This is a genomic window from Streptomyces sp. NPDC048389 (assembly GCF_040706335.1).
Classification (GTDB): Bacteria; Actinomycetota; Actinomycetes; order Streptomycetales; family Streptomycetaceae; genus Streptomyces.
In genome coordinates this window covers 77650-98096 of sequence record NZ_JBEZKP010000024.1, presented here as the reverse complement: position 1 = coordinate 98096, position 20447 = coordinate 77650, and the positions used below count along the sequence as shown (strand labels likewise).

Annotated in this window: 18 protein-coding genes; 10 read left to right on the top strand and 8 right to left on the bottom strand. The window is 70.5% G+C overall.

Going from position 1 to position 20447, the window contains the following annotated elements:
- Positions 1 to 135: 135 nt before the first annotated feature.
- The 4 genes from AB0903_RS18620 to AB0903_RS18605 form a co-directional block, all read right to left on the bottom strand.
- Positions 136 to 1041, bottom strand: coding sequence for an amino acid ABC transporter permease (locus AB0903_RS18620; RefSeq protein WP_366704034.1), 906 nt, complete (start codon positions 1039 to 1041; stop codon positions 136 to 138).
- On the bottom strand, positions 1038 to 1706 hold the full coding sequence (locus AB0903_RS18615) for an amino acid ABC transporter permease (protein ID WP_366704032.1): 669 nt from the start codon (positions 1704 to 1706) through the stop codon (positions 1038 to 1040). The genes AB0903_RS18620 and AB0903_RS18615 overlap by 4 nt, the downstream gene beginning before the upstream one ends.
- A gap of 74 nt (positions 1707 to 1780) precedes the next feature.
- Positions 1781 to 2617 (bottom strand): glutamate ABC transporter substrate-binding protein, encoded by an 837-nt coding sequence (locus AB0903_RS18610; RefSeq protein ID WP_366704030.1) that lies wholly within the window; start codon positions 2615 to 2617, stop codon positions 1781 to 1783.
- A 70-nt stretch (positions 2618 to 2687) separates the two neighbouring features.
- On the bottom strand, positions 2688 to 3470 hold the full coding sequence (locus AB0903_RS18605) for an amino acid ABC transporter ATP-binding protein (RefSeq protein WP_366704028.1): 783 nt from the start codon (positions 3468 to 3470) through the stop codon (positions 2688 to 2690).
- Between the two features lie 289 nt (positions 3471 to 3759).
- Here AB0903_RS18605 and AB0903_RS18600 point away from each other — a divergent pair, with 289 nt between their 5' ends.
- The gene (locus AB0903_RS18600) at positions 3760 to 4464 is read left to right on the top strand and encodes a response regulator transcription factor (protein ID WP_366704026.1); all 705 of its coding nucleotides are present in this window, start codon (positions 3760 to 3762) and stop codon (positions 4462 to 4464) included.
- Between the two features lie 15 nt (positions 4465 to 4479).
- Positions 4480 to 5877, top strand: a complete 1398-nt coding sequence (locus tag AB0903_RS18595) for a HAMP domain-containing sensor histidine kinase (protein WP_366704024.1) — start codon at positions 4480 to 4482, stop codon at positions 5875 to 5877.
- Between the two features lie 101 nt (positions 5878 to 5978).
- Here AB0903_RS18595 and AB0903_RS18590 read toward each other — a convergent pair whose 3' ends face one another.
- The gene (locus AB0903_RS18590; RefSeq protein ID WP_366704022.1) at positions 5979 to 6986 is read right to left on the bottom strand and encodes a TAXI family TRAP transporter solute-binding subunit; all 1008 of its coding nucleotides are present in this window, start codon (positions 6984 to 6986) and stop codon (positions 5979 to 5981) included.
- Between the two features lie 258 nt (positions 6987 to 7244).
- On the opposite strand from AB0903_RS18590, the gene miaB reads away from it, so the two are divergent.
- Both miaB and AB0903_RS18580 read left to right on the top strand, forming a co-directional pair.
- Positions 7245 to 8747, top strand: coding sequence for a tRNA (N6-isopentenyl adenosine(37)-C2)-methylthiotransferase MiaB (gene miaB, locus AB0903_RS18585; RefSeq protein ID WP_366704020.1), 1503 nt, complete (start codon positions 7245 to 7247; stop codon positions 8745 to 8747).
- Positions 8748 to 8859: 112 nt separating this feature from the next.
- Positions 8860 to 9567 (top strand): class III extradiol dioxygenase subunit B-like domain-containing protein, encoded by a 708-nt coding sequence (locus AB0903_RS18580; protein ID WP_366704018.1) that lies wholly within the window; start codon positions 8860 to 8862, stop codon positions 9565 to 9567.
- A 280-nt stretch (positions 9568 to 9847) separates the two neighbouring features.
- Here AB0903_RS18580 and AB0903_RS18575 read toward each other — a convergent pair whose 3' ends face one another.
- Positions 9848 to 10087 carry an antitoxin gene (locus AB0903_RS18575; RefSeq protein WP_366704017.1) on the bottom strand — a complete coding sequence of 80 codons (240 nt, stop codon included), beginning with the start codon at positions 10085 to 10087 and terminating at the stop codon, positions 9848 to 9850.
- A gap of 88 nt (positions 10088 to 10175) precedes the next feature.
- Positions 10176 to 10355, bottom strand: coding sequence for a gliding motility protein (locus tag AB0903_RS18570; RefSeq protein WP_366704015.1), 180 nt, complete (start codon positions 10353 to 10355; stop codon positions 10176 to 10178).
- A 234-nt stretch (positions 10356 to 10589) separates the two neighbouring features.
- Between AB0903_RS18570 and miaA the strand changes: the two genes are divergently transcribed.
- The 6 genes from miaA (at position 10590) to hflX (ending at position 18631) form a co-directional block, all read left to right on the top strand.
- Entirely contained in the window at positions 10590 to 11528 is a 939-nt protein-coding gene (gene miaA / locus AB0903_RS18565) for a tRNA (adenosine(37)-N6)-dimethylallyltransferase MiaA (RefSeq protein ID WP_366704013.1), read from the top strand.
- Positions 11529 to 11634: 106 nt separating this feature from the next.
- Positions 11635 to 12078: a hypothetical protein gene (locus AB0903_RS18560; RefSeq protein ID WP_366704046.1), complete on the top strand. Its 444-nt coding sequence runs from the start codon at positions 11635 to 11637 to the stop codon at positions 12076 to 12078.
- A 183-nt stretch (positions 12079 to 12261) separates the two neighbouring features.
- The gene (gene dapF, locus AB0903_RS18555) at positions 12262 to 13176 is read left to right on the top strand and encodes a diaminopimelate epimerase (RefSeq protein WP_366704011.1); all 915 of its coding nucleotides are present in this window, start codon (positions 12262 to 12264) and stop codon (positions 13174 to 13176) included.
- Between the two features lie 139 nt (positions 13177 to 13315).
- Positions 13316 to 15397 carry an HD domain-containing protein gene (locus AB0903_RS18550; protein WP_366704009.1) on the top strand — a complete coding sequence of 694 codons (2082 nt, stop codon included), beginning with the start codon at positions 13316 to 13318 and terminating at the stop codon, positions 15395 to 15397.
- 77 nt (positions 15398 to 15474) lie between these two features.
- Positions 15475 to 16959, top strand: coding sequence for a M1 family metallopeptidase (locus AB0903_RS18545; RefSeq protein ID WP_366704007.1), 1485 nt, complete (start codon positions 15475 to 15477; stop codon positions 16957 to 16959).
- A 181-nt stretch (positions 16960 to 17140) separates the two neighbouring features.
- On the top strand, positions 17141 to 18631 hold the full coding sequence (gene hflX, locus AB0903_RS18540) for a GTPase HflX (RefSeq protein ID WP_366704005.1): 1491 nt from the start codon (positions 17141 to 17143) through the stop codon (positions 18629 to 18631).
- A gap of 289 nt (positions 18632 to 18920) precedes the next feature.
- Here hflX and AB0903_RS18535 read toward each other — a convergent pair whose 3' ends face one another.
- The gene (locus AB0903_RS18535; protein WP_366704003.1) at positions 18921 to 20096 is read right to left on the bottom strand and encodes a hypothetical protein; all 1176 of its coding nucleotides are present in this window, start codon (positions 20094 to 20096) and stop codon (positions 18921 to 18923) included.
- Positions 20097 to 20447: the final 351 nt, after the last annotated feature.

Genomic DNA, 20447 nt, shown 5'->3' with positions numbered 1-20447 from the left:
TGTGGCCGCGCGTCGTCTAATACATTCTTTTAATAACCCTAGGCGGGGCCCCCGAATCCACGGCCCGGGGGGTGGGGGGGGGGGGGGGGGGCCTCCGCCCCCCCGCCCCTCAGCGGTCGAACATCGGATGAACCGTCAGGTATGCGGCCCTTCGTCGGTCTTGGTGACTCCTGGCTCCCCGACGGGCTCCTCCGCGCCGCCGGGCGCGGTCAGCACCGCGCCCGTGCTCCTCTTGCCCCGCCGCAGCCTGCGCTCCAGCCACGAGGCGAACGTGGTGAGGATCAGGTTCAGGACGATGAAGATCAGCGCGACAACGATGAAGCTGGGGATGGTGTTCGCGTAGTTCGCGGACAGCGTGCCCTGCGCGCTGAGCAGCTCGGCGAAGGCCAGCAGCGCGCCGCCGAGTGCGGTGTCCTTGACGATCACGACGAGCTGGCTGACCAGCGCCGGCAGCATCGCGGTGACGGACTGCGGGAGCAGCACGCTCGTCATCGTCTGGCCCTTGCGCAGACCGATCGCCTTGGCGGCCTCGGACTGTCCCTTGGGCAGCGACAGGATGCCGGCCCGTACGACCTCGGCGAGGACCGACGCGTTGTACAGCACCAGGCCGGTGACCACGGCGTACAGCGGTCGCATGTCGCTGCTGATGGCGTCGGAGTTCGCGTAGAGCTCGTTCGCGAAGAGCATCAGGAGCAGGACCGGGATGGCGCGGAAGAACTCCACGACGACTCCGGCCGGCACCCTGACCCAGCGGTGGTCGGACAGTCGGGCGATGCCGAAGGCGGCGCCCAGCGGCAGCGCGATGACCATGGCCAGCGCCGCGGCCTTCATCGTGTTGCCGAGGCCGGGCAGCAGATAGGTCGTCCATGCCTGGGCCTCGGTGAAGGGCCTCCACAGGGACCACTCGAGCTGCCCGTTTTCGGCCAGGACGCTCAGCACCCACCAGAGGCCGAGCACCAGCGCGGTGAGGAAGACGATCGTGTAGACGATGTTGCGCCGCTTGGCCCGGGGGCCCGGGGCGTCGTAGAGAACGGACGTCATCGCTTCACCGCCACACGCTTGCCGACCCAGCCGAGGACGAGTCCCGTAGGAAGGGTCAGGACCACGAAGCCGAAGGCGAAGACCACCGAGATGAGCACCAGCTGTGCCTCGTTCTCGATCATCTCCTTCATCAGCAGAGCCGCCTCCGCCACACCGATGGCGGCCGCCACGGTCGTGTTCTTGGTAAGAGCGATCAGCACGTTGGTCAGCGGACCGATGACCGACCGGAAGGCTTGCGGAAGCACGATGCTCGTCAGGACCTGAGTGAAACTCAGTCCGATGGCGCGTGCCGCCTCCGCCTGGCCGACCGGCACCGTGTTGATGCCGGACCGAACGGCTTCGCAGACGAAAGCCGCGGTGTAGGCCGAGAGTCCGAGGATTGCCAGCCGGAACGGCAATGCCTCGAAATCGTCGGGTACCCCCATGGTCATGCCGAGGGTGTCGGCGAGACCGATCGCGGAGAAGACGATGATCACGGTCAACGGGATGTTCCGGACCACGTTCACGTAGACCGTGGCGAATCCGCGCATCAGTGGCACCGGGCTCACCCGCATCGCGGCGAGGGCGGTGCCGAGCACCAGGGAGCCGATTCCGGAGAGGACGGTGAGTTTCACCGTCATCCAGAACGCCCCGAGCAAGTCGTAACCTTCAAGAAAGTCGAACACGATCTCCCGCGCTTCCGCGTGTGGGAGGGCCCGGCGCGCCGCCCTCAGGGGCGGCGCGCCGTCTCAGCCCTGCTTCACTTGACGATGTTGCCGATTTCCGGGGCGCGCTCGTTCTCGTAGTTGGCCGGACCGAAGTTGTCCTGCACGGCCTTGTCCCAGGACTTGTCCTGGACCATCTTCTCGAGGGCGGCGTTGATCTTGTCGACCATCTCCTTCTCGCCCTTCTTGACACCGATGCCGTAGTTCTCGTTGCTCAGCTCGAGGCCGGCGAGCTTGAACTTGCCCTTGTACTGCTCCTGGGCGGCGTAACCGGCGAGGATCGAGTCGTCGGTGGTGAGTGCGTCCACCTGGCCGCTCTGCAGGGCGCCGAGGCACTGGGAGTAGGTACCGTACTCCTTCAGCTGGGCGTCCTTCGCGAAGTCGTTCTTCACGTTCTGCGCGGACGTGGAGCCGGTGACCGAGCAGAGCTTCTTGCCGTTGAGGTCGTCGCCCTTGGTGACGTTGTCGTCGGCGCGAATCAGCAGGTCCTGGTGGGCGAGCAGGTACGGGCCGGCGAAGTCGACCTTCTTCGCGCGCTCGTCGGTGATCGAGTACGTGGCGGCGATGAAGTCCACGTCGCCGCGGGCCAGCGCGGTCTCGCGGTCGGCGCTCTTCGTCTCCTTGAACTCGATGTCGCCCTCTTCGTAACCGAGCTCCTTGGCGACGTACTTGGCGACGTCGACGTCGAAGCCGGTGAACGAGCCGTCCGGGGTCTTCAGGCCGAGGCCGGGCTGGTCGTACTTGATACCGACCGTGATCTTCTTGTTGCCGCCGTCGGAGCCGCTGTCCCCGCCGTCGGAGCCACAGGCGGTGGCGGTCAGGGCGAGTGCGAACACGGTGGCCGAAGCGGCGGTGACCTTACGAAGCTTCATGATGACTTCCCTAAATTTTGACGCGAAGTGTCGGATCAGACGCGAACTATGGAACCGGCTGATCCAGGACTCAGTGGTGAAGGATCTTCGACAGGAAGTCCTTGGCCCGGTCGCTGCGCGGGTTGTTGAAGAACTCGTCGGGCGTCGCCTCTTCGACGATCTTGCCGTCCGCCATGAACACGACGCGGTTCGCGGCGGATCGGGCGAAGCCCATCTCGTGTGTGACGACCACCATTGTCATCCCGTCACGCGCGAGCTGCTGCATGACCTCGAGGACCTCGTTGATCATCTCGGGGTCGAGTGCCGACGTCGGCTCGTCGAAGAGCATGACCTTCGGGTCCATGGCCAGCGCCCGCGCGATCGCCACGCGCTGCTGCTGGCCGCCGGAGAGTTGTGCGGGGTACTTGTCTGCCTGCGCGGCGACGCCCACCCGGTCGAGCAGCGACCGGGCTTTGGTCTCCGCCGCCTTCTTGTCGGTCTTGCGGACCTTGATCTGCCCCAGGGTCACGTTCTCCAGCACGGTCTTGTGCGCGAAGAGGTTGAACGACTGGAAGACCATGCCGACGTCCGCGCGCAGCCGGGCGAGTTCCTTGCCCTCGTGCGGCAGCGGCTTGCCGTCGATCGTGATCGAGCCGGAGTCGACCGTCTCCAGGCGGTTGATGGTGCGGCACAGCGTGGACTTTCCGGACCCGGAAGGCCCGATGACGACCACGACCTCGCCCCGGGCGATGGTCAGGTCGATGTCCTGGAGCACATGCAGCGCGCCGAAGTGCTTGTTCACGTTGCTCAGCACGACCAGATCGGCCGTGGGTACCGCGTCCTCGGCGTCCTTGGTCACTGACACTCCGCTCATCGGCTTCTTGCTCCGTCCTCCTCGGTTGGGAGGGACCTTAGTCACGCGCTGCGATCAGCGTCATTACATCTGAGGGGAAATTGAGCATAACGATCCGGCCTCAACCGGACACTATGCGTGAACGGGGTGGTGCACTGCGATACCGGGTGGATAACGGAACCGTCCGAGGCCCTGGTCCCTCTTGACTGTGCGCCGGGAAATCCGACTTGATGCCCTGTGGTGTGTCGTGGAACGGCCGGGCAACACCACGCGACCGCACTACGAAGACCAGGCGACTGGAAGGGGGGCCATGAGGCTGCTGCTCGTCGAGGACGACGACCATGTCGCCGCCGCCCTGTCGGCGGTGCTCGCCCGGCACGGCTTCGAGGTGGTGCACGCCCGCAACGGCGAAGAGGCCCTGCGGGCCGTCCTGCCCACCACGGAACCGGCCAAGCCGCCCTTCGGCGTCGTCCTCCTGGACCTCGGCCTGCCCGACCAGGACGGTTACCAGGTCTGCGGCAAGATAAGGAAGCTGACCTCCACGCCGGTGATCATGGTCACGGCCCGTTCCGACGTCCGCTCCCGCATCCACGGTCTCAACCTGGGCGCCGACGACTACGTCGTCAAGCCGTACGACACCGGCGAGCTGCTGGCCCGCATCCATGCCGTCAGCCGGCGCACCACGAGCGACGACGCCGCCGTGCCCGCCGCCGACGACGCCCTGCGGCTGGGACCGGTCACCATCGAGCTGCCCACCCGCAGGGTCAGTGTGGACGGCACGGCCGTACAGCTCACCCGCAAGGAGTTCGACCTGCTGGCGCTGCTCGCCCAGCGCCCCGGTGTGGTCTTCCGGCGCGAGCAGATCATCAGCGAGGTGTGGCGCACCAGCTGGGAAGGCACCGGCCGCACCCTCGAGGTGCACGTGGCGTCCCTGCGCTCCAAGCTCCGGATGCCGGCCCTGATCGAGACCGTGCGGGGCGTCGGGTACCGGCTCGTCACGCCGGCCGGCGTGTAAGGCCCTCCGCCCCCGGTGCGTACCCGACTCCTTCCGCTGCTCATCGTGCTCATGGCCGGTGTGCTGCTGGCGCTCGGCTTTCCGCTGGCCGTGAGCCTCGCGGCGGCGGAGCAACAGCGGGTCGTCGTCGACCGCATCGACGACACCGTGCGGTTCGCCGCGCTCGCCCAGTTCGTCACCGACCAGGGGCCCGCACCGGACGAGCGGCGCTCGACCCTTCAGGAGCAGCTCGACCGCTACCAGGACGTGTACGGGATCAGGGCGGGCGTCTTCCACCGCAGCGGCGACTCGATGGCCCGTGCGCCGAGCGACTGGTACCTGCCGTCCGACGGGGAGGGCCGCGCGGCCTTCCAGGAGGCGCTCACCGGTCGGCGCAGCCAGGACCCGCCGCAGGTGTGGCCGTGGCAGCGCGGCGAGCGGCTCGTCGTCGCCTCGCCGGTCGTGCAGGACGGAGATGTCGTCGCCGTGGTGTTCACCGACTCGCCGACCGACCAACTGCGCTCACGCGTCCTGCGGGGCTGGCTGCTGATCGTCGCCGGTGAGTGCGCCGCGATGCTCGTCGCGGTCGGCGCGGCCTTCCGCCTCACCGGCTGGGTGCTCAGGCCCGTACGCATCCTGGACGCGGCCACCCACGACATCGCGACCGGACGTATGAACTCGCGTGTCGCGGCCGCGAGCGGGCCGCCCGAACTGCGGCGCCTGGCCCGCTCGTTCAACGAGATGGCCGACAACGTCGAGGAAGTCCTCGAACAGCAGCGGGCCTTCGTCGCCGACGCCTCGCACCAGCTGCGCAACCCGCTCGCCGCGCTGCTGCTGCGTATCGAGCTGCTGGCCCTCGAGCTTCCCGAGGGGAACGCGGAGATCGCCTCCGTGCGTACGGAGGGCAAGCGCCTCGCCCAGGTCCTCGACGATCTGCTGGACCTGGCCCTGGCCGAGCACGCCTCCGCGGAGCTGCGGCTCACCGACATCGGGGAGCTGGCCGCAGAGCGGGTCACCGCGTGGCGGCCGCTCGCCGACGAGAAGGGCGTCCTGCTGTCCTCGGAGACCACAGCCGTCACCGCCTGGGCCGATCCCGTGGCGCTGTCCAGCGCACTCGACGCGGTGATCGACAACGCGCTGAAGTTCACCCCGCAGGGTGAGGAGGTGACGGTCGGTACCGCGTCGCAGGGCAACACGTCCACCGTCGTCGTCGCCGACCGCGGGCCGGGTCTGACCGACGAGGAGCTGTCCCGGGTCGGTGACCGCTTCTGGCGCAGCGGCCATCACCAGAACGTGAAGGGCTCGGGTCTGGGACTGTCGATCTCGAGGGCGTTGCTGGCGGCGGGTGGCGGGTCCATCACGTACGCGCACCACGAGCCGCACGGTCTGAAGGTGACGCTCACCGTTCCGCGTACGCGGCCCGAGGACGCCTGACCCCGTCCCGTCCGAGGGCATCCGCGTGGGCAGGCGCTCCGAGGGCGCCCGAGCGGTCACGCGCCGTCCCGACGACGATCAACGCGACGACGATCACGGGGTCACGGCTTGACCGAGCGGTAGTAGCGCCGCGCGCCCTCGTGCAGCGGCAGCGGGGCCGTATAGACGGCTGTCCGCAGGTCCACCAGCTGCGCCGGGTGCACCGTGTTGCCGATGCGGTCCCGGCTCCTGATCACCGTCCGGGTGAAGCCTTCGGTCCGCGCCGGACTCATGTGGTCCATGGTGACCAGCAGGTTCGCCACCGCCACCGTCTCTACGGGCTCTCCGCCCTGCGCCTGCGGGTACGCGTCGGCCGGCATCACGGCGGAACGGTAGTAGCTGGTCGGGTCGCCCGAAGCGTGGAGCTTGGCGACCAGCTCGGGCCCCAGTGCGACCAGCCGGACGGGGAAGCGCTCGGACAGCCTCTGCACGGTGTTGGTGGGCAGCCCGCCGGACCAGAAGAACGCGTCGATGGAACCCTTCTCCAGTTGTCCCGGTGCCGCGTTTATGCCGGACGGGAACGGAGTGACGTCCCGCCGGGGATCGAGGCCGGCGGCCGTCATCAGCCGGTCGGCCACCAGCCGGATGCCGGAACCGTCCTGTCCGACGCCCACCGCCTTGCCCCGCAGGTCGCCCACCGAGCGCACCGGAGAGTTCTTCGGCACGACGAGCTGGACGTAGTCGTCGTACAGCCGGGCGCAGCCGCGCAGCTGGTCGGCTCCCGGGAGCCGCTGCCGCTTGTACGTGGCGACCGCGTCGGCGGTGGCGATGGTGAAGTCGGCCTCGCCGGACGCCAACCGCTCCAGGTTCTGCTGGGAGCCCTCGCTGGTGCGCAGGTCTATCTCCAGGTCCGGCATGTCCCGGGCCAGGGCCTCCTTCAGGAGCACTCCGTAACGCTGGTAGACGCCGCTGTGCGATCCGGTGCTGAGCGTCAGCTTCCCGCTCGGTGACGACTGCCCGAACGGCAGCAGCCACCAGAGCAGCAGCCCGAGAACCACCAGGGCGGCCGCGGCACCCTGCAGGGCGCGGCGGCGGCCGAGGCGGGAGAGGACCGGGGGTGCCGGGAGCATGGCGCGATCCTGCCAGCTTCCTGACCGCGATGGCCAGGCAGGGCCGCGGGGCCGCCCGTGGCGGCGGTCGGTGCACCCGTCGGTGCCACACGTGGGTGCCACACGTGGGCACCGTCCGCTCTGCTTCCCCGGCGGCCTCCGCGTCCGGGTCCGTAGTCCGTAGTCCGGGCCCGGGTCGGGGTCCGGCTCCGGTCCGGCTCCGGGTCCGCGTCCGGCTCCGCGTTCGGGAGTGACCCGCGCACCGCCTACCCTTGTCGCATGACCGCGCAGGACACCCGCCACCGCAGCTACGAGATCCGCACCTACGGGTGCCAGATGAACGTCCACGACTCCGAGCGCCTGTCCGGCCTGCTCGAGGACGCCGGGTACGTACGCGCACCCGAAGGCGCCAACGGCGACGCCGACGTCGTCGTCTTCAACACCTGCGCGGTCCGCGAGAACGCCGACAACAAGCTGTACGGCAACCTCGGCCGGCTCGCCCCGATGAAGACCAGGCGCCCCGGCATGCAGATCGCCGTGGGCGGCTGCCTGGCGCAGAAGGACCGCGAGACCATCGTCACCAAGGCGCCCTGGGTCGACGTCGTCTTCGGCACCCACAACATCGGGAAGCTCCCGGTGCTGCTGGAGCGGGCCCGGGTCCAGGAGGAGGCGCAGGTCGAGATCGCGGAATCGCTCGAGGCGTTTCCCTCCACTCTGCCGACGCGACGCGAGTCGGCGTACGCGGCATGGGTCTCGATCTCCGTGGGCTGCAACAACACCTGCACGTTCTGCATCGTGCCCGCACTGCGCGGCAAGGAGAAGGACCGCAGGCCCGGCGACATCCTCGCGGAGATCGAGGCACTCGTCGCCGAAGGCGTCAGTGAGATCACCCTGCTCGGACAGAACGTCAACGCCTACGGCTCCGACATCGGCGACCGCGAGGCGTTCAGCAAACTGCTGCGTGCCTGCGGCACCATCGACGGCCTCGAGCGGGTCCGTTTCACCTCGCCGCACCCGCGCGACTTCACGGACGACGTGATCGCCGCCATGGCCGAGACGCCGAACGTCATGCCGCAGCTGCACATGCCGCTGCAGTCCGGCTCCGACACCGTCCTCAAGGCGATGCGCCGCTCCTACCGGCAGGAGCGCTTCCTGGGGATCATCGAGAAGGTGCGCGCGGCCATCCCGCACGCCGCCATCTCCACCGACATCATCGTGGGCTTCCCGGGTGAGACCGAGGAGGACTTCGAGCAGACCATGCACACGGTGCGTGAGGCCCGTTTCGCGAACGCCTTCACCTTCCAGTACTCGAAGCGCCCCGGCACGCCCGCGGCGACGATGGACGGGCAGATCCCCAAGGAGGTCGTCCAGGAGCGCTACATGCGCCTGGTCGCCCTGCAGGAGGAGATCTCCTGGGAGGAGAACAAGAAGCAGGTCGGACGCACTCTCGAGGTCATGGTCGCCGAGGGCGAGGGCCGCAAGGACGGAGCCACCCACAGGCTCTCCGGCCGGGCCCCGGACAACCGTCTCGTCCACTTCACGAAGCCGGACACCGAGGTGCGCCCCGGCGACGTCGTCACCGTTGAGACCACCTATGCCGCACCCCACCATCTGCTGGCCGAAGGCGCCGTGACCTCAGTGCGCCGGACCCGAGCCGGTGACGCGTGGGAGAAGCGCAACACCACGGAGCCCGCGAAGCCGGTCGGCGTGATGCTGGGCCTCCCCGCGGTGGGCGTGCCCGCGCCGCTGCCGCCGGTCACGGGCGGCTGCGCCACGGTCTGAGCACCACCCTCGGGGCCCGGCTCCCGGGGCGTTTGGCCGTCGGCGACCTGCCCGCTCCGCGGACCCCGGTGGCTGTCCCGCGGAGACGAGGGCGCGGACTAGGCTGCGGATCATGCTCGTAGCCGCCGCCGTGTGTCCGTGCCCGCCGCTCCTTGTACCGGAGGTCGCCTCCGGAGCCGCGTCAGAACTGGACGCGGTCCGCGCCGCGTGCGCCGACGCCGTGGCCGTGCTGGCGGCCTCCAGGCCGGACCTGCTCCTCGTGGTCGGACCCGCCGAACAGGCTCACCGCGGGCCGCATGCCTCCGGAACGACCGGTTCCTTCCGCGGGTTCGGCGTGGAACTGGGGGTACGGCTGGGGGAGGGGCCCGGGCAGGAACGGGCGCTGGCCCCCTCGCTCGCCGTCGGCGCCTGGCTGCTCGACCGCAGCCGCTGGTCCGCCGCTCCCGTCGAGGGGCTGGGGGTCGGCGAGCCGCTCGACACCGAACGCTGCGTGGCGACGGGCCGGGAACTCGCCGCCCGCGCCGAACGGGTCGCGCTGATGGTGATGGGCGACGGCAGCGCCTGCCGCACGCTCAAGGCCCCCGGCTACCTGGACGAACGGGCGGTGGACTTCGACCGGCGCGCCGCCGACGCCCTCGGCGCGGCGGACCTTGAGGGGCTCAGGGTGCTGGACGAACTGCAGGCGCGCGAACTCAAGGTTTCGGGCCGCGCTCCCTGGCAGGTCCTCGCCGGGGCCGCGGAGGGCGCCGGCCTGGGGGGTCGGCTGCTCCACGAGGACGCCCCGTACGGTGTGGGCTATTTCGTCGCGGCCTGGTCGTAGAGATCACGGCGCGAGCAGACGGACGGGCAGGAGCGGGGGGGGGGGGCGGGGGGGGCGCCCCACGCCCCGCCCCCCGCCCGCCGGGACCCCCCCGGCCCCCCCGCCCCCCGACCCCCCCGGGCGCCCCTCCGCCGCTCCCGCCCGCCGGCCGGCCCCCCCCCCCCCCCCGCCCGCCCCGCCGCGCTGAACCGGCCCGGTACCCCGCCGCGCTGAACCGGCCCGGTACCCCGCCGCGCTGAACCGGCCCGGTACCCGCCGCGCTGAACCGGCCCGGTGTCCGTCAGGCAGCCGGCGGTGTCGTCCCGTCGCCGTCCTTGTGCGCGATGCGGCCCAGGGCGTCCTTGGCCTTGCCGGTACCGGCTTCGATCTTGTTGCGGTACTTGCCCTTGGTCTTGGCGTCGACCGTCCGGGCCGCTCTCTCCAGGCCCTGGCCGATCCGGCCCTCATGCTGCTGGGCGAGGTCGGAGACCTTGTCCTTCGCGGGGCCGATCTTGGCCTTCAGGTTGTCCAGGATCCCCATGGAGCACCTTCCCTCGTCGCTGGAACCACTGTTGCTGGAACCACTGTCGCCGGAACCGCTGTCGCCCCGGCGACCCGCGTCGCCCGAACTACGTGCGGGCGCCTTCGCCGGCCTCGCTGTCCGCCGCGTCCTCGGCCGACTGCTGCTTGGGAATCTCCACCGCCTCGGCCGGACCGCTCCCGTCGACCGCTGCCTCGGCGGGGGCCGAGCCGCCGGTCGCCTCCGACGGCTCTTCTGCCGGCGCCCCGGCGGACGAGCCGTCGGACACCGGAACCTCCTCCGCTACTGCGGACTTACTGCGAAACCATGAGAAAACACCCATATCTACTCCATACCCTACTCGTGTGGGCGAAGATCCGCGCCGTTCGGAGCGCCCTCTTGCGTCGCGCACGGGCACCGGCGCGAAAACCGGCATGCGGACTCGCAACAGGCAACGACGCCGCCCGTCCGCCGTCACCTCGCTCGTTCGGGGACATGCGCTCACGTTTGGGAGACTGGGCCGGTGAGAAGTCCAGCTCCCGCACCGCGGGTCATCGCCGTCGTCGGTCCCACCGCAGCCGGAAAGTCGGATCTGGGGGTATTCCTTGCCCGGCGGTTGAACGGCGAAGTCGTCAACGCCGACTCCATGCAGCTCTATCGCGGGATGGACATCGGCACCGCCAAGCTGACGCCGCAGGAGCGCGGCGGGGTGCCGCACCGGCTTCTCGACATCTGGGACGTCACCGAGGCCGCGAGCGTGGCCGAGTACCAGCGACTGGCCCGGGCCGAGATCGACCGGCTGCTCGCCGAGGGCCGTACCCCGGTCCTCGTCGGCGGCTCCGGCCTCTACGTACGCGCGGCGATCGACGCCCTCGAGTTCCCCGGCACCGACCCGCAGGTGCGGGCCCGTCTGGAGAAGGAGCTGGCCGAGCGCGGCCCCGGCGCCCTGCACACCCGGCTGGCCACGGCCGACCCCGGGGCGGGCCGTGCCATCCTGCCCAGCAACGGTCGGCGGATCGTCAGGGCCCTCGAGGTCATCGAGATCACCGGCAAGCCGTTCACCGCCAACCTCCCCGGCCACGACGCCGTCTACGACACCGTCCAGATCGGTGTCGACGTCGCGCGCCCCGAGCTCGACGAACGCATCGCGGTCCGCGTGGACCGGATGTGGGAGGCGGGACTCGTCGGCGAGGTGCGCGCGCTCGAGGGGCAGGGGCTCCGTGAAGGGCTCACCGCCTCGCGCGCCCTCGGGTATCAGCAGGTGCTCGCGGCGCTCGCCGGGGAGTACACCGAGCAGGAGGCGCGCGACGAGACCGTGCGCGCCACCAAACGCTTCGCCCGCCGCCAGGATTCGTGGTTCCGGCGTGATCCGAGGGTGCACTGGCTGAGCGGCGCCGCCGATGACCGGAAGGAACTTCCGCGCCGTGCGCTGACGTTGATCGAACGAGCGGTCACAGCCTGATCACGTGATGGCATCGGGACGCTCCGCCCGGCATTCCGGCCCCCGGGAGCGTGCCATCATCGAGCATCGATCGACAGTTGAGTCCGAGTTGGGAGGGCGCGTGGCGATGGAGGCCGGCCCTCGCGACACGGAACAGCAGCAACGGCAGGACGCGGCCGACGGCCCGTCCGGCCTCAGCCCCGACGGGCCCGACGAGCGGGAGATGCTCGCGGACGAGGTCGAGGTCGAGCTGCGCCCGCCGCGGCGCTTGCGGATCTGGCAGCTCGCCCCCATCGTCGGCCTCGCTGCGACCGGCTCGCTGATGTTCGCCTTCCCGCTCGCGTTCGGTACGGGCGACGGGGGAGCGGTCGTCGCCATGCTGGGCCTGCTGATCAGCTGCTGCGCCGCGGGCTGGGGCATGATGGCGGCGCGCCGCGTCGGCCACACCTGGCCCGGTCTGCCGTCCCGCGGCTCCGGTGAGCGCCCCGACTGGCGTGTGATCGCGCTGTACGTGGGCGTCGCCGCGGTGCTCGTGGCCCTCGCCGTGTGGCGCGTGGCCCGACTGAGGTGACCGCCTCCGGTCGGGGTGACCGCTTCCGGTCGGCGTGATGGCCTCCCCCGGGTGTCCGGCTCCCACCGGGGTGATCGCCTCCGCCCCGGCCGAGTCTGCGAAAGAAGCGGGACCGTCCCATGTGAGCGGGACCGTCCCACGTGAGGCGGACCGTCTCCGCCGCTGTCGGACCGCCCTCGTAGGATGGGGGACGTGAGCACCTCGCAGACGTCGCCCCTGCCCTTCCTCAAGGGCCACGGGACCGAGAACGACTTCGTGATCGTCCCCGACCCGGACAACGCGGTGGATCTTCCCGTCGCGGTTGTCGCCCGGCTGTGCGACCGCCGGGCCGGTATCGGCGGCGACGGCCTGCTGCACGTGGTGCGGTCCGCGGCCCACCCGGAGGCGCGGCACATGGCCGGCGAGGCCGAGTGGTTCATGGACTACCGCAACGCGGACGGTTCCGTCGCCGAGATGTGCGGCAACGGCGTCCGGGTCTTCGCCGGGTACCTCCAGCGCGCCGGCCACGTCGAGGCGGGCGAGCTGTCCGTCGCGACACGCGGCGGGATCAAGAAGGTGCACCTCGCCAAAGCTGCCTCCGGCAGCGGCTCCGCCATGGGCGACATCACGGTCTTCATGGGGCGGGCGGTGCTGCCCGAGGACGGCGCCACCGTCTCGGTCGGCGGCCGCAGTTGGCCGGCGAGGAACGTGAACATGGGCAACCCGCACGCGGTCGCCTTCGTCGAGGACCTCGCCCACGCCGGGGACCTGCTCATCGCGCCGCAGTGCACTCCGGCGTCGGTCTACCCGGACGGCGTCAACGTGGAGTTCGTCGTCGACCGCGGCGAACGGCACGTCGCGATGCGCGTCCATGAGCGCGGCTCCGGCGAGACCCGCTCCTGCGGGACCGGCGCCTGCGCCGTCGCCGTGGCCGCCGCGCGCCGGGACCACCTCGACCCGGCCGTCACGGGAGTGCCCGTCACGTACCGGGTCGACCTGCCCGGCGGCCGTCTGGTGATCACGGAGCGGCCCGACGGCGAGATCGAGATGACCGGCGCCGCCGTGATCGTCGCCGAAGGGCTGATCGATCCCGTCCTCCTCGAAACCGTGACCGCATAGCGCTTCGCTCGAATGGGTGATCCGTTTCACGCTGAGCGAGAGGCGGACTGCGCCACGTGGTGGGCTCGGTAGCATCAAGGACCGGCCCGGAGGCACGCCAGTTCTCCGTACCGCCGGTCGAAGCTGCCGGAGGTGCCCCATGAGCGCAGAGGCCACCAACCCAGGTGCCCACAGCCGCAGGCGCGGCCGTCCGAGGATCGACCTCCGCAGGCTGGGCCGCGCCGCCGCGCTGCTGGGCCCCACGGGGCGTGACCGGCTCCCCGACGCGATCGGTCATGTCGTGGAGGCGCATCGGGCGCACCACCCCGACGCCGACCTCACCCCCCTGCGCAAGGCGTACCTGCTGGCGGAGGCATCCCACCGCGGTCAGTTCCGCAAGAGCGGCGAGCCGTACATCACCCACCCGCTCGCGGTGACGCTGATCCTGGCCGAACTGGGCGCGGAGACCACCACGCTGACCGCGTCGCTGCTCCACGACACCGTCGAGGACACCGAAGTGACGCTCGATCAGGTGAAGGACGAGTTCGGTGCCGAGGTGGGCTATCTGGTCGACGGCGTCACCAAGCTGGAGAAGGTGGACTACGGCGCCGCCGCCGAACAGGAGACCTTCCGCAAGATGCTCGTCGCCACGGGCAACGACGTCCGTGTGATGTCGATCAAACTCGCCGATCGGCTGCACAACATGCGCACCCTGACCGTGATGCGCCCCGAGAAGCAGGCACGTATCGCCAAGGTCACCCGCGACGTGCTGATCCCGCTCGCCGAACGGCTCGGTGTCCAGGCGCTCAAGAGCGAGCTGGAGGACCTGGTCTTCGCGATCCTGCATCCCGAGGAGTACGAGCGGACCCGTGCGCTCATCGCCGAGAACGCCACCTCGTGCACCGCGCTCGCCGGCTTCGCGGACGACTTCCGGACCGCCCTGCGCGAGGCGGGCATCAGCGCCGACGTGCTCATCAGACCGCGACACTTCGTATCCGTGCACCGGGTCTGCCTCCGGCGAGCCCGGCTGCGCAGCACGGACTTCGGCCGGCTGCTGATCCTCGTCTCCGAGGACGCCGACTGCTACGCCGTCCTCGGTGAACTGCACACCTGCTTCACGCCGGTGATCTCCGAGTTCAAGGACTTCATCGCGGCACCGAAGTTCAACCTGTACCAGTCTCTGCACACCGCGGTCGCCGGCCCTGACGGCGCCGTCGCCGAAGTCCTCATCCGTACGCACCAGATGCACAAGGTGGCGGAGGCCGGGGTGATCGCGCTGGGCAATCCGTACGTGCCCGTGGACGGCGCGGAGCCGGCGGACGGCGAGCGGGCCGACCCGACCAGGCCCGGCTGGCTGTCGCGCCTGCTGGAGTGGCAGGAGTCCACGCCGGACCCCGACACCTTCTGGACGTCCCTGCGGGCGGACCTGGCGCAGGACAGGGAGATCACCGTCTTCCGCGCCGACGGCCGCGCACTCGGCCTGCCGGCCGGAGCGACCTGCGTGGACGCCGCCTACGCGCAGTACGGCGAAGCGGCGCACACCTGCATCGGCGCACGCGTCAACGGCCGCCTCGCCACCCTCAGCACGGTCCTCGGCGACGGGGACACCGTGCATGTCCTGCTGGCCCAGGACAGCGCCTCCGGGCCGTCCCCCCAGTGGCTCGACCACGCCCGTACCCCGGCTGCCCGGATCGCCATCACCAGCTGGCTCGACACGCACCCCCAGGGTGCCGCGGTCCCCTCCGCCGCTCCCCGCCGGCCCGCCCCGCTTCCCGCCGGCCGGCCAATCTCGGCGAACGCCGTGGTGGACATCCCGAAGGCGACGGTACGGCTCGCCGGCTGCTGCACCCCCGTACCGCCGGACGCGGTCACCGGCTTCCCCGTACGAGGCGGGGCCGTGACCGTTCACCGACAGGAGTGCCCCGCGGTGGCGCGGATGACCGGCGTGGGCCGCGAGCCGGTGCCCGTCCGCTGGGGTGACGCGGCCGAATGCCGGGTCACACTGGTCGCCGAGTCGTTCGGCCGTCCCCGTCTGCTGGCCGATCTCACGGAAGCGATCGCCGGGCGGGGAGCCGCGGTCGTCTCGGCCACCGTGGAGCCCCCGACCCAGCAGCGGGTCCGGCACACGTACACCCTCCAACTGCCCGACGCGGCCGGGCTCCCGGCTCTCATGAGAGCCATGCGCGACGTGCCCGGGGTGTACGACGTGAGCCGGACCCAGCATCCGGCGGCCACCGCCTGACCTCGTTCGGGTGGGCGCTGAGGCGCCCGTCGCGCGCCGTCGCGGGCCGTACGGCCGGGCGCTGGTAGCGGTAGTCCATGCTGCACACCTCCCGGCGCCGTATGCGTGCCGCCCTGCTGGCCGCCGCGTCGGCCGCCCTCATCGCCGCGACGCTGCCCTCGCCGGAGCCGCTCGGTATCGGCGACCGGCTCTTCCCCCAACTGGGCAACCCCGGCTACGACGTTCTCGAGTACGACATCTCCCTCGCCTACGAAGGCCGCAACGACCGGCCCCTCGAAGCCGTCACGAAGATCGACGCCTGGTCGACACGAGGGCTCGACCGCGTCAACCTCGACTTCACCCACGGCACGGTCCGCTCGGTCACGGTGAACGACACCCCGGCCGACTTCGCCACCGCCGGTGAGGACCTCGTCATCGACCCGCCCGCGAACATCCCCGCCGGCTCGCGGATGCAGATCACCGTCGCGCACACGAGCGACCCGCGCGGATCCAAGGACGCCGGCGGCTGGGTACGCACCGGCGACGGTCTGGTGATGGCCAACCAGGCGGACGCCGCGCACCGGGTCTTCCCCTCCAACGACCATCCGTCCGACAAGGCGTACTTCACCTTCCGCGTCACCGCGCCGCCGGACATCACCGTGGTCGCCAACGGGCGACGGGTCGCCCGGGCCTGGACCGACAAGCAGGCGTCCTGGGTCTACCGCACCGGCCACCCCATGGCCACCGAGCTGGCCCAGGTCTCCATCGGCCGATCGGCGGTCATCGAGCGGCAGGGCCCGCACGGGCTGCCCCTGCGCGACGTCGTCCCCGCCGCAGACCGCGAGCTGCTGGAGCCCTGGCTGAAGAAGACGCCCGGCCAGCTGATCTGGATGGAGGAGAAGGTCGGCCGCTATCCCTTCGAGACCTACGGTGTACTGATCGCCGACGCGGAGACCGGCTTCGAGCTGGAGACGCAGACGCTGTCGCTCTTCGAGCGCGCCCTGTTCACCTCGGGTGCCTTCCCCGAGTGGTACGTCGACTCGATCATGGTGCACGAGCTGGCCCACCAGTGGTTCGGCAACAGCGTCTCGCCGCGCACCTGGTCCGACCTGTGGCTGAACGAGGGCCACGCCACCTGGTACGAGGCGCTGTACGCCGAGGAGAAGGCGAACCAGCCGCTCGAGACCCGGATGCGCCGGGCATACGAGTACTCCGACGCGTGGCGGGCCGCGGGCGGACCGCCGGCGGCTCCCGCCGCGGCCGCGCCCGGCAAGAAGCTCAGCATCTTCCGTCCGGTCGTCTACGACGGCAGCGCGCTGGTCCTGTACGCCCTGCGTCAGGAGATCGGCGAGAGCGCCTTCGAGCGCCTGCAGCGCACCTGGGTCCAGGAGCACCAGGACGCCACGGCCACCACGGAGGACTTCACGCAGCTGGCATCGAGCATCGCGGAGCGTGACCTCTCGATGTTCTTCCAGGCGTGGCTGTACGGCAATCAGACGCCTCCGATGCCGGGACATCCCGACTGGCGCAGTCAGGCCGTCGAGGACGGCAAGGGCGGCGCCGCGAAGGACACCCGCCGCTGAGAGGCGCCGAAATCGGGGTGACGGCAGCGGCAGGCCCGTGCGACCATTCGGCAGGGCGGCGCCGCTGCCGGGACCGGACCCCAGGGGGGAATCTTCCGGGGCCCTCACGCGTTGTCATCGGTACCGGAGCAGTCCGGCACTCCGTCGGCACATCCGCTCTCCATATCGACGTAAGGACCCAATGACCTCCTCTTCATCCCCTTCCCAGGAACAGCAGAGCTTCGCGGAGACGCGCGCCGAGAGCCTTCGGGCCGATGCCCTGATGGAAGAGGACGTCGCCTGGAGCCACGAGATCGACACCGAACGGGACGGCGACCAGCTCGACCGCTCCGAGCGTGCCGCGCTGCGGCGGGTGGTGGGCCTCTCCACCGAACTCGAGGACGTCACCGAGGTCGAGTACCGGCAGCTGCGCCTCGAGCGTGTCGTGCTCGTCGGCGTATGGACCTCGGGGACCGTGCAGGACGCTGAGAACTCCCTCGCGGAGCTGGCGGCACTGGCCGAGACGGCCGGTGCGCTGGTGCTCGACGGCGTCATCCAGCGCCGCGACAAGCCGGACCCGGCCACGTACATCGGCTCCGGCAAGGCACAGGAACTGCGCGACATCGTGCTCGAGACCGGTGCCGACACCGTCGTCTGCGACGGTGAACTCAGCCCCGGCCAGCTCATCCAGCTCGAGGACGTCGTCAAGGTCAAGGTGGTCGACCGGACCGCCCTGATCCTCGACATCTTCGCCCAGCACGCCAAGTCCCGAGAGGGCAAGGCGCAGGTGGCACTGGCACAGATGCAGTACATGCTGCCCAGGCTCCGAGGCTGGGGTCAGTCGCTGTCCCGTCAGATGGGTGGCGGCGGCAGCGGCGGCATGGCCACGCGCGGTCCCGGTGAGACCAAGATCGAGACGGACCGTCGGCGGATCCGCGAGAAGATGGCGAAGATGCGCCGTGAGATCGCGGAGATGAAGACCGGGCGCGACATCAAGCGCCAGGAGCGCCGCCGCAACAAGGTGCCCTCCGTCGCCATCGCCGGTTACACCAACGCGGGCAAGTCCTCCTTGCTCAACCGCCTCACCGGCGCGGGTGTCCTGGTGGAGAACGCGCTGTTCGCCACCTTGGACCCGACCGTCCGGCGGGCCGAGACCCCGAGCGGCCGCGGGTACACCCTGGCCGACACCGTCGGCTTCGTACGGCATCTGCCGCACCACCTGGTCGAGGCGTTCCGTTCCACCATGGAGGAGGTCGGGGACGCCGACCTGATCCTGCACGTGGTCGACGGAGCGCACCCGGCACCGGAGGAGCAGCTGGCGGCCGTGCGCGAGGTGATCCGCGATGTGGGCGCGGCGGACGTGCCCGAGATCGTCGTGATCAACAAGGCGGACGCGGCCGATCCGCTGGTGCTGCAGCGCCTGCTGCGTATCGAGCGGCATGCGATCGCGGTGTCCGCGCGGACCGGTGCGGGCATCGGTGAGCTGATGCGGCTGATCGACGCCGAGCTGCCCAGGCCGAAGATCCAGATCGAGGCGGTCGTGCCCTACACCGAGGGCGGACTGGTCTCGCGGGTGCACGCCGACGGCGAGGTGATCTCCGAGGAGCACACCACGGAGGGCACGTTGCTGAAGGCACGGGTGCACGAGGAACTGGCCGCGGCCCTGTCTCCGTACGTGCCCGCGGCGCACTGACGGCGGCCACCGGCTTCCTGGCATGACGAAAGGCCCGCCTCGGCGGGCCTTTCGGCTGTGTCGTCGTCGGGACTACCGTCCGGCGAACTTGTCGCTCGTCATCGTGCAGATCCGCCGGGCATCCGCGTCCAGTCGCGGCCCCGCCGGCCGGCCGGATGTGCAAAGGCCGGAAGCTGGGAAAGGCCGACGCCGGGTGTGCGGGCGGGAGGGCGAGGAACAGGGGCCCCGGCCGTACGGTCGGGACCCCTGTCCGGATCGGTTCACGAGACACCCTCGCGCGCGAACGTCCCTACTGGCCCGCGAACTTGTCGCTGACCGCCTTGTAGATGCCCTCGGCCTCCTTGCCGAGGCGCGGACCGGCCAGCCAGCCGGCCGTCACCGGGCCGATGGAGGTGTTGGAGACCAGGGCCGGCTTGCCGTCCCGGCCCTGCGCGACCCAGCCACCGCCGGAGGAACCACCGGTCATGGTGCAGCCGATGCGGTACATCGTCGGCTCCTCGGCCTTCAGCGACAGCCTGCCGGGCTTGTCGGCGCACTGGAACATCTTCTGGCCGTCGTACGGCGGAGCCGCCGGGTAGCCGGTGGCGGTCATGCTCTGGATCTTCGGCACCGCGGGGGCGCCGAAGTCGACCGGCAGGGCCGAACCGACCGTCTCCTCAAGGGACTTGCCGGTGCTGCCCTTCTCCGGGGTCACATGGATGACGGCGTAGTCGTACGCCGCGCCCTGGCCGCCGGTCGCGGCACCCTGGGAGATCCACTGGTCGGAGGTCTGGGCCCAGTCGCCCCACCAGACACCGTAGGGAGCGATCTCCTCCTTGGGCGCCTTCTCCAGCTCCGCGGTCTCCTTGGCCCCGTCGTTGTAGGACGGGACGAAGGCGATGTTGCGGTACCAGCCGCCGCTCTTACCGGCGTGCACGCAGTGGCCGGCGGTCCACACCATGTTGGACTTGCCGGGGCGGGCCGGGTCCTTCACCACGGTCGCGGAACAGACCATCGACCCCTGCGGGCCGTCGAAGAAGACCTTGCCGGCCTCCGCGGTGCTCGTGCGGTACGGGGCCGCCACTGCCTGGGCGTCGACCGGGGCCGGAGCGGGGTCGGTGACGCCTTCGTCGCCCGAGATGTCGTTGTCGACGGGCTGCTCCGGGGGCTTCTCGGCGTCCCGCATCCGGTCCGGGTCCCAGAGGTCCTCGATGATCGGGTTGACGAAGTCCTGCGCCTCACGCAGCCACTTGTCCCTGTCCCAGTTCTTCCACTCGCCGTTCTTCCAATTGTCCAGGTCGATCCCGCGCTCTTTGAGGCGGTCCTTGAGATCGTCCGGAATCGTGATCTTGCCGTCGGCGGGCAGACTGGCCGGCGCGCTCGGCTCGCCGCCGGCGTTGTCCTCGCTCGGGCCGCACCCGGTGGCGGCAAGCGCCAGCACGGCGGCTATCGAGGCCACTGCCAGCGTCGGGCGAATGCGTCGCATCTCTTGATCCCCCTGGGACTTCGGTGCTGCTGATCCACGGAACTGAGTCGTCGGACTCAGCGGTTTGAACCCAGCCGGTGAACTGCGCGGTTGGGCTGAGCTGTTGAGTTGGGCAGTTGAGTTGAACTGTTGAGTTGTCGGCATTTGCCCGGGAGCTTCCGAAAGGCGGGCGTTCCCGGCCGCTCCGGCAGAGCTCGTCGAGCGGAGTGCGGCCCCCACTATGCCGGTGCCGGTGGGGACGGTGTGCGGCAGGTCCATGGTTCCGGAGCCGTAAGGATCTTCCGATCGGCCGTGATCCCAGGCTCCCCGCGTCGTTGGTATGTGCGGGGAACGCAGGAACAGCCTTCAGCG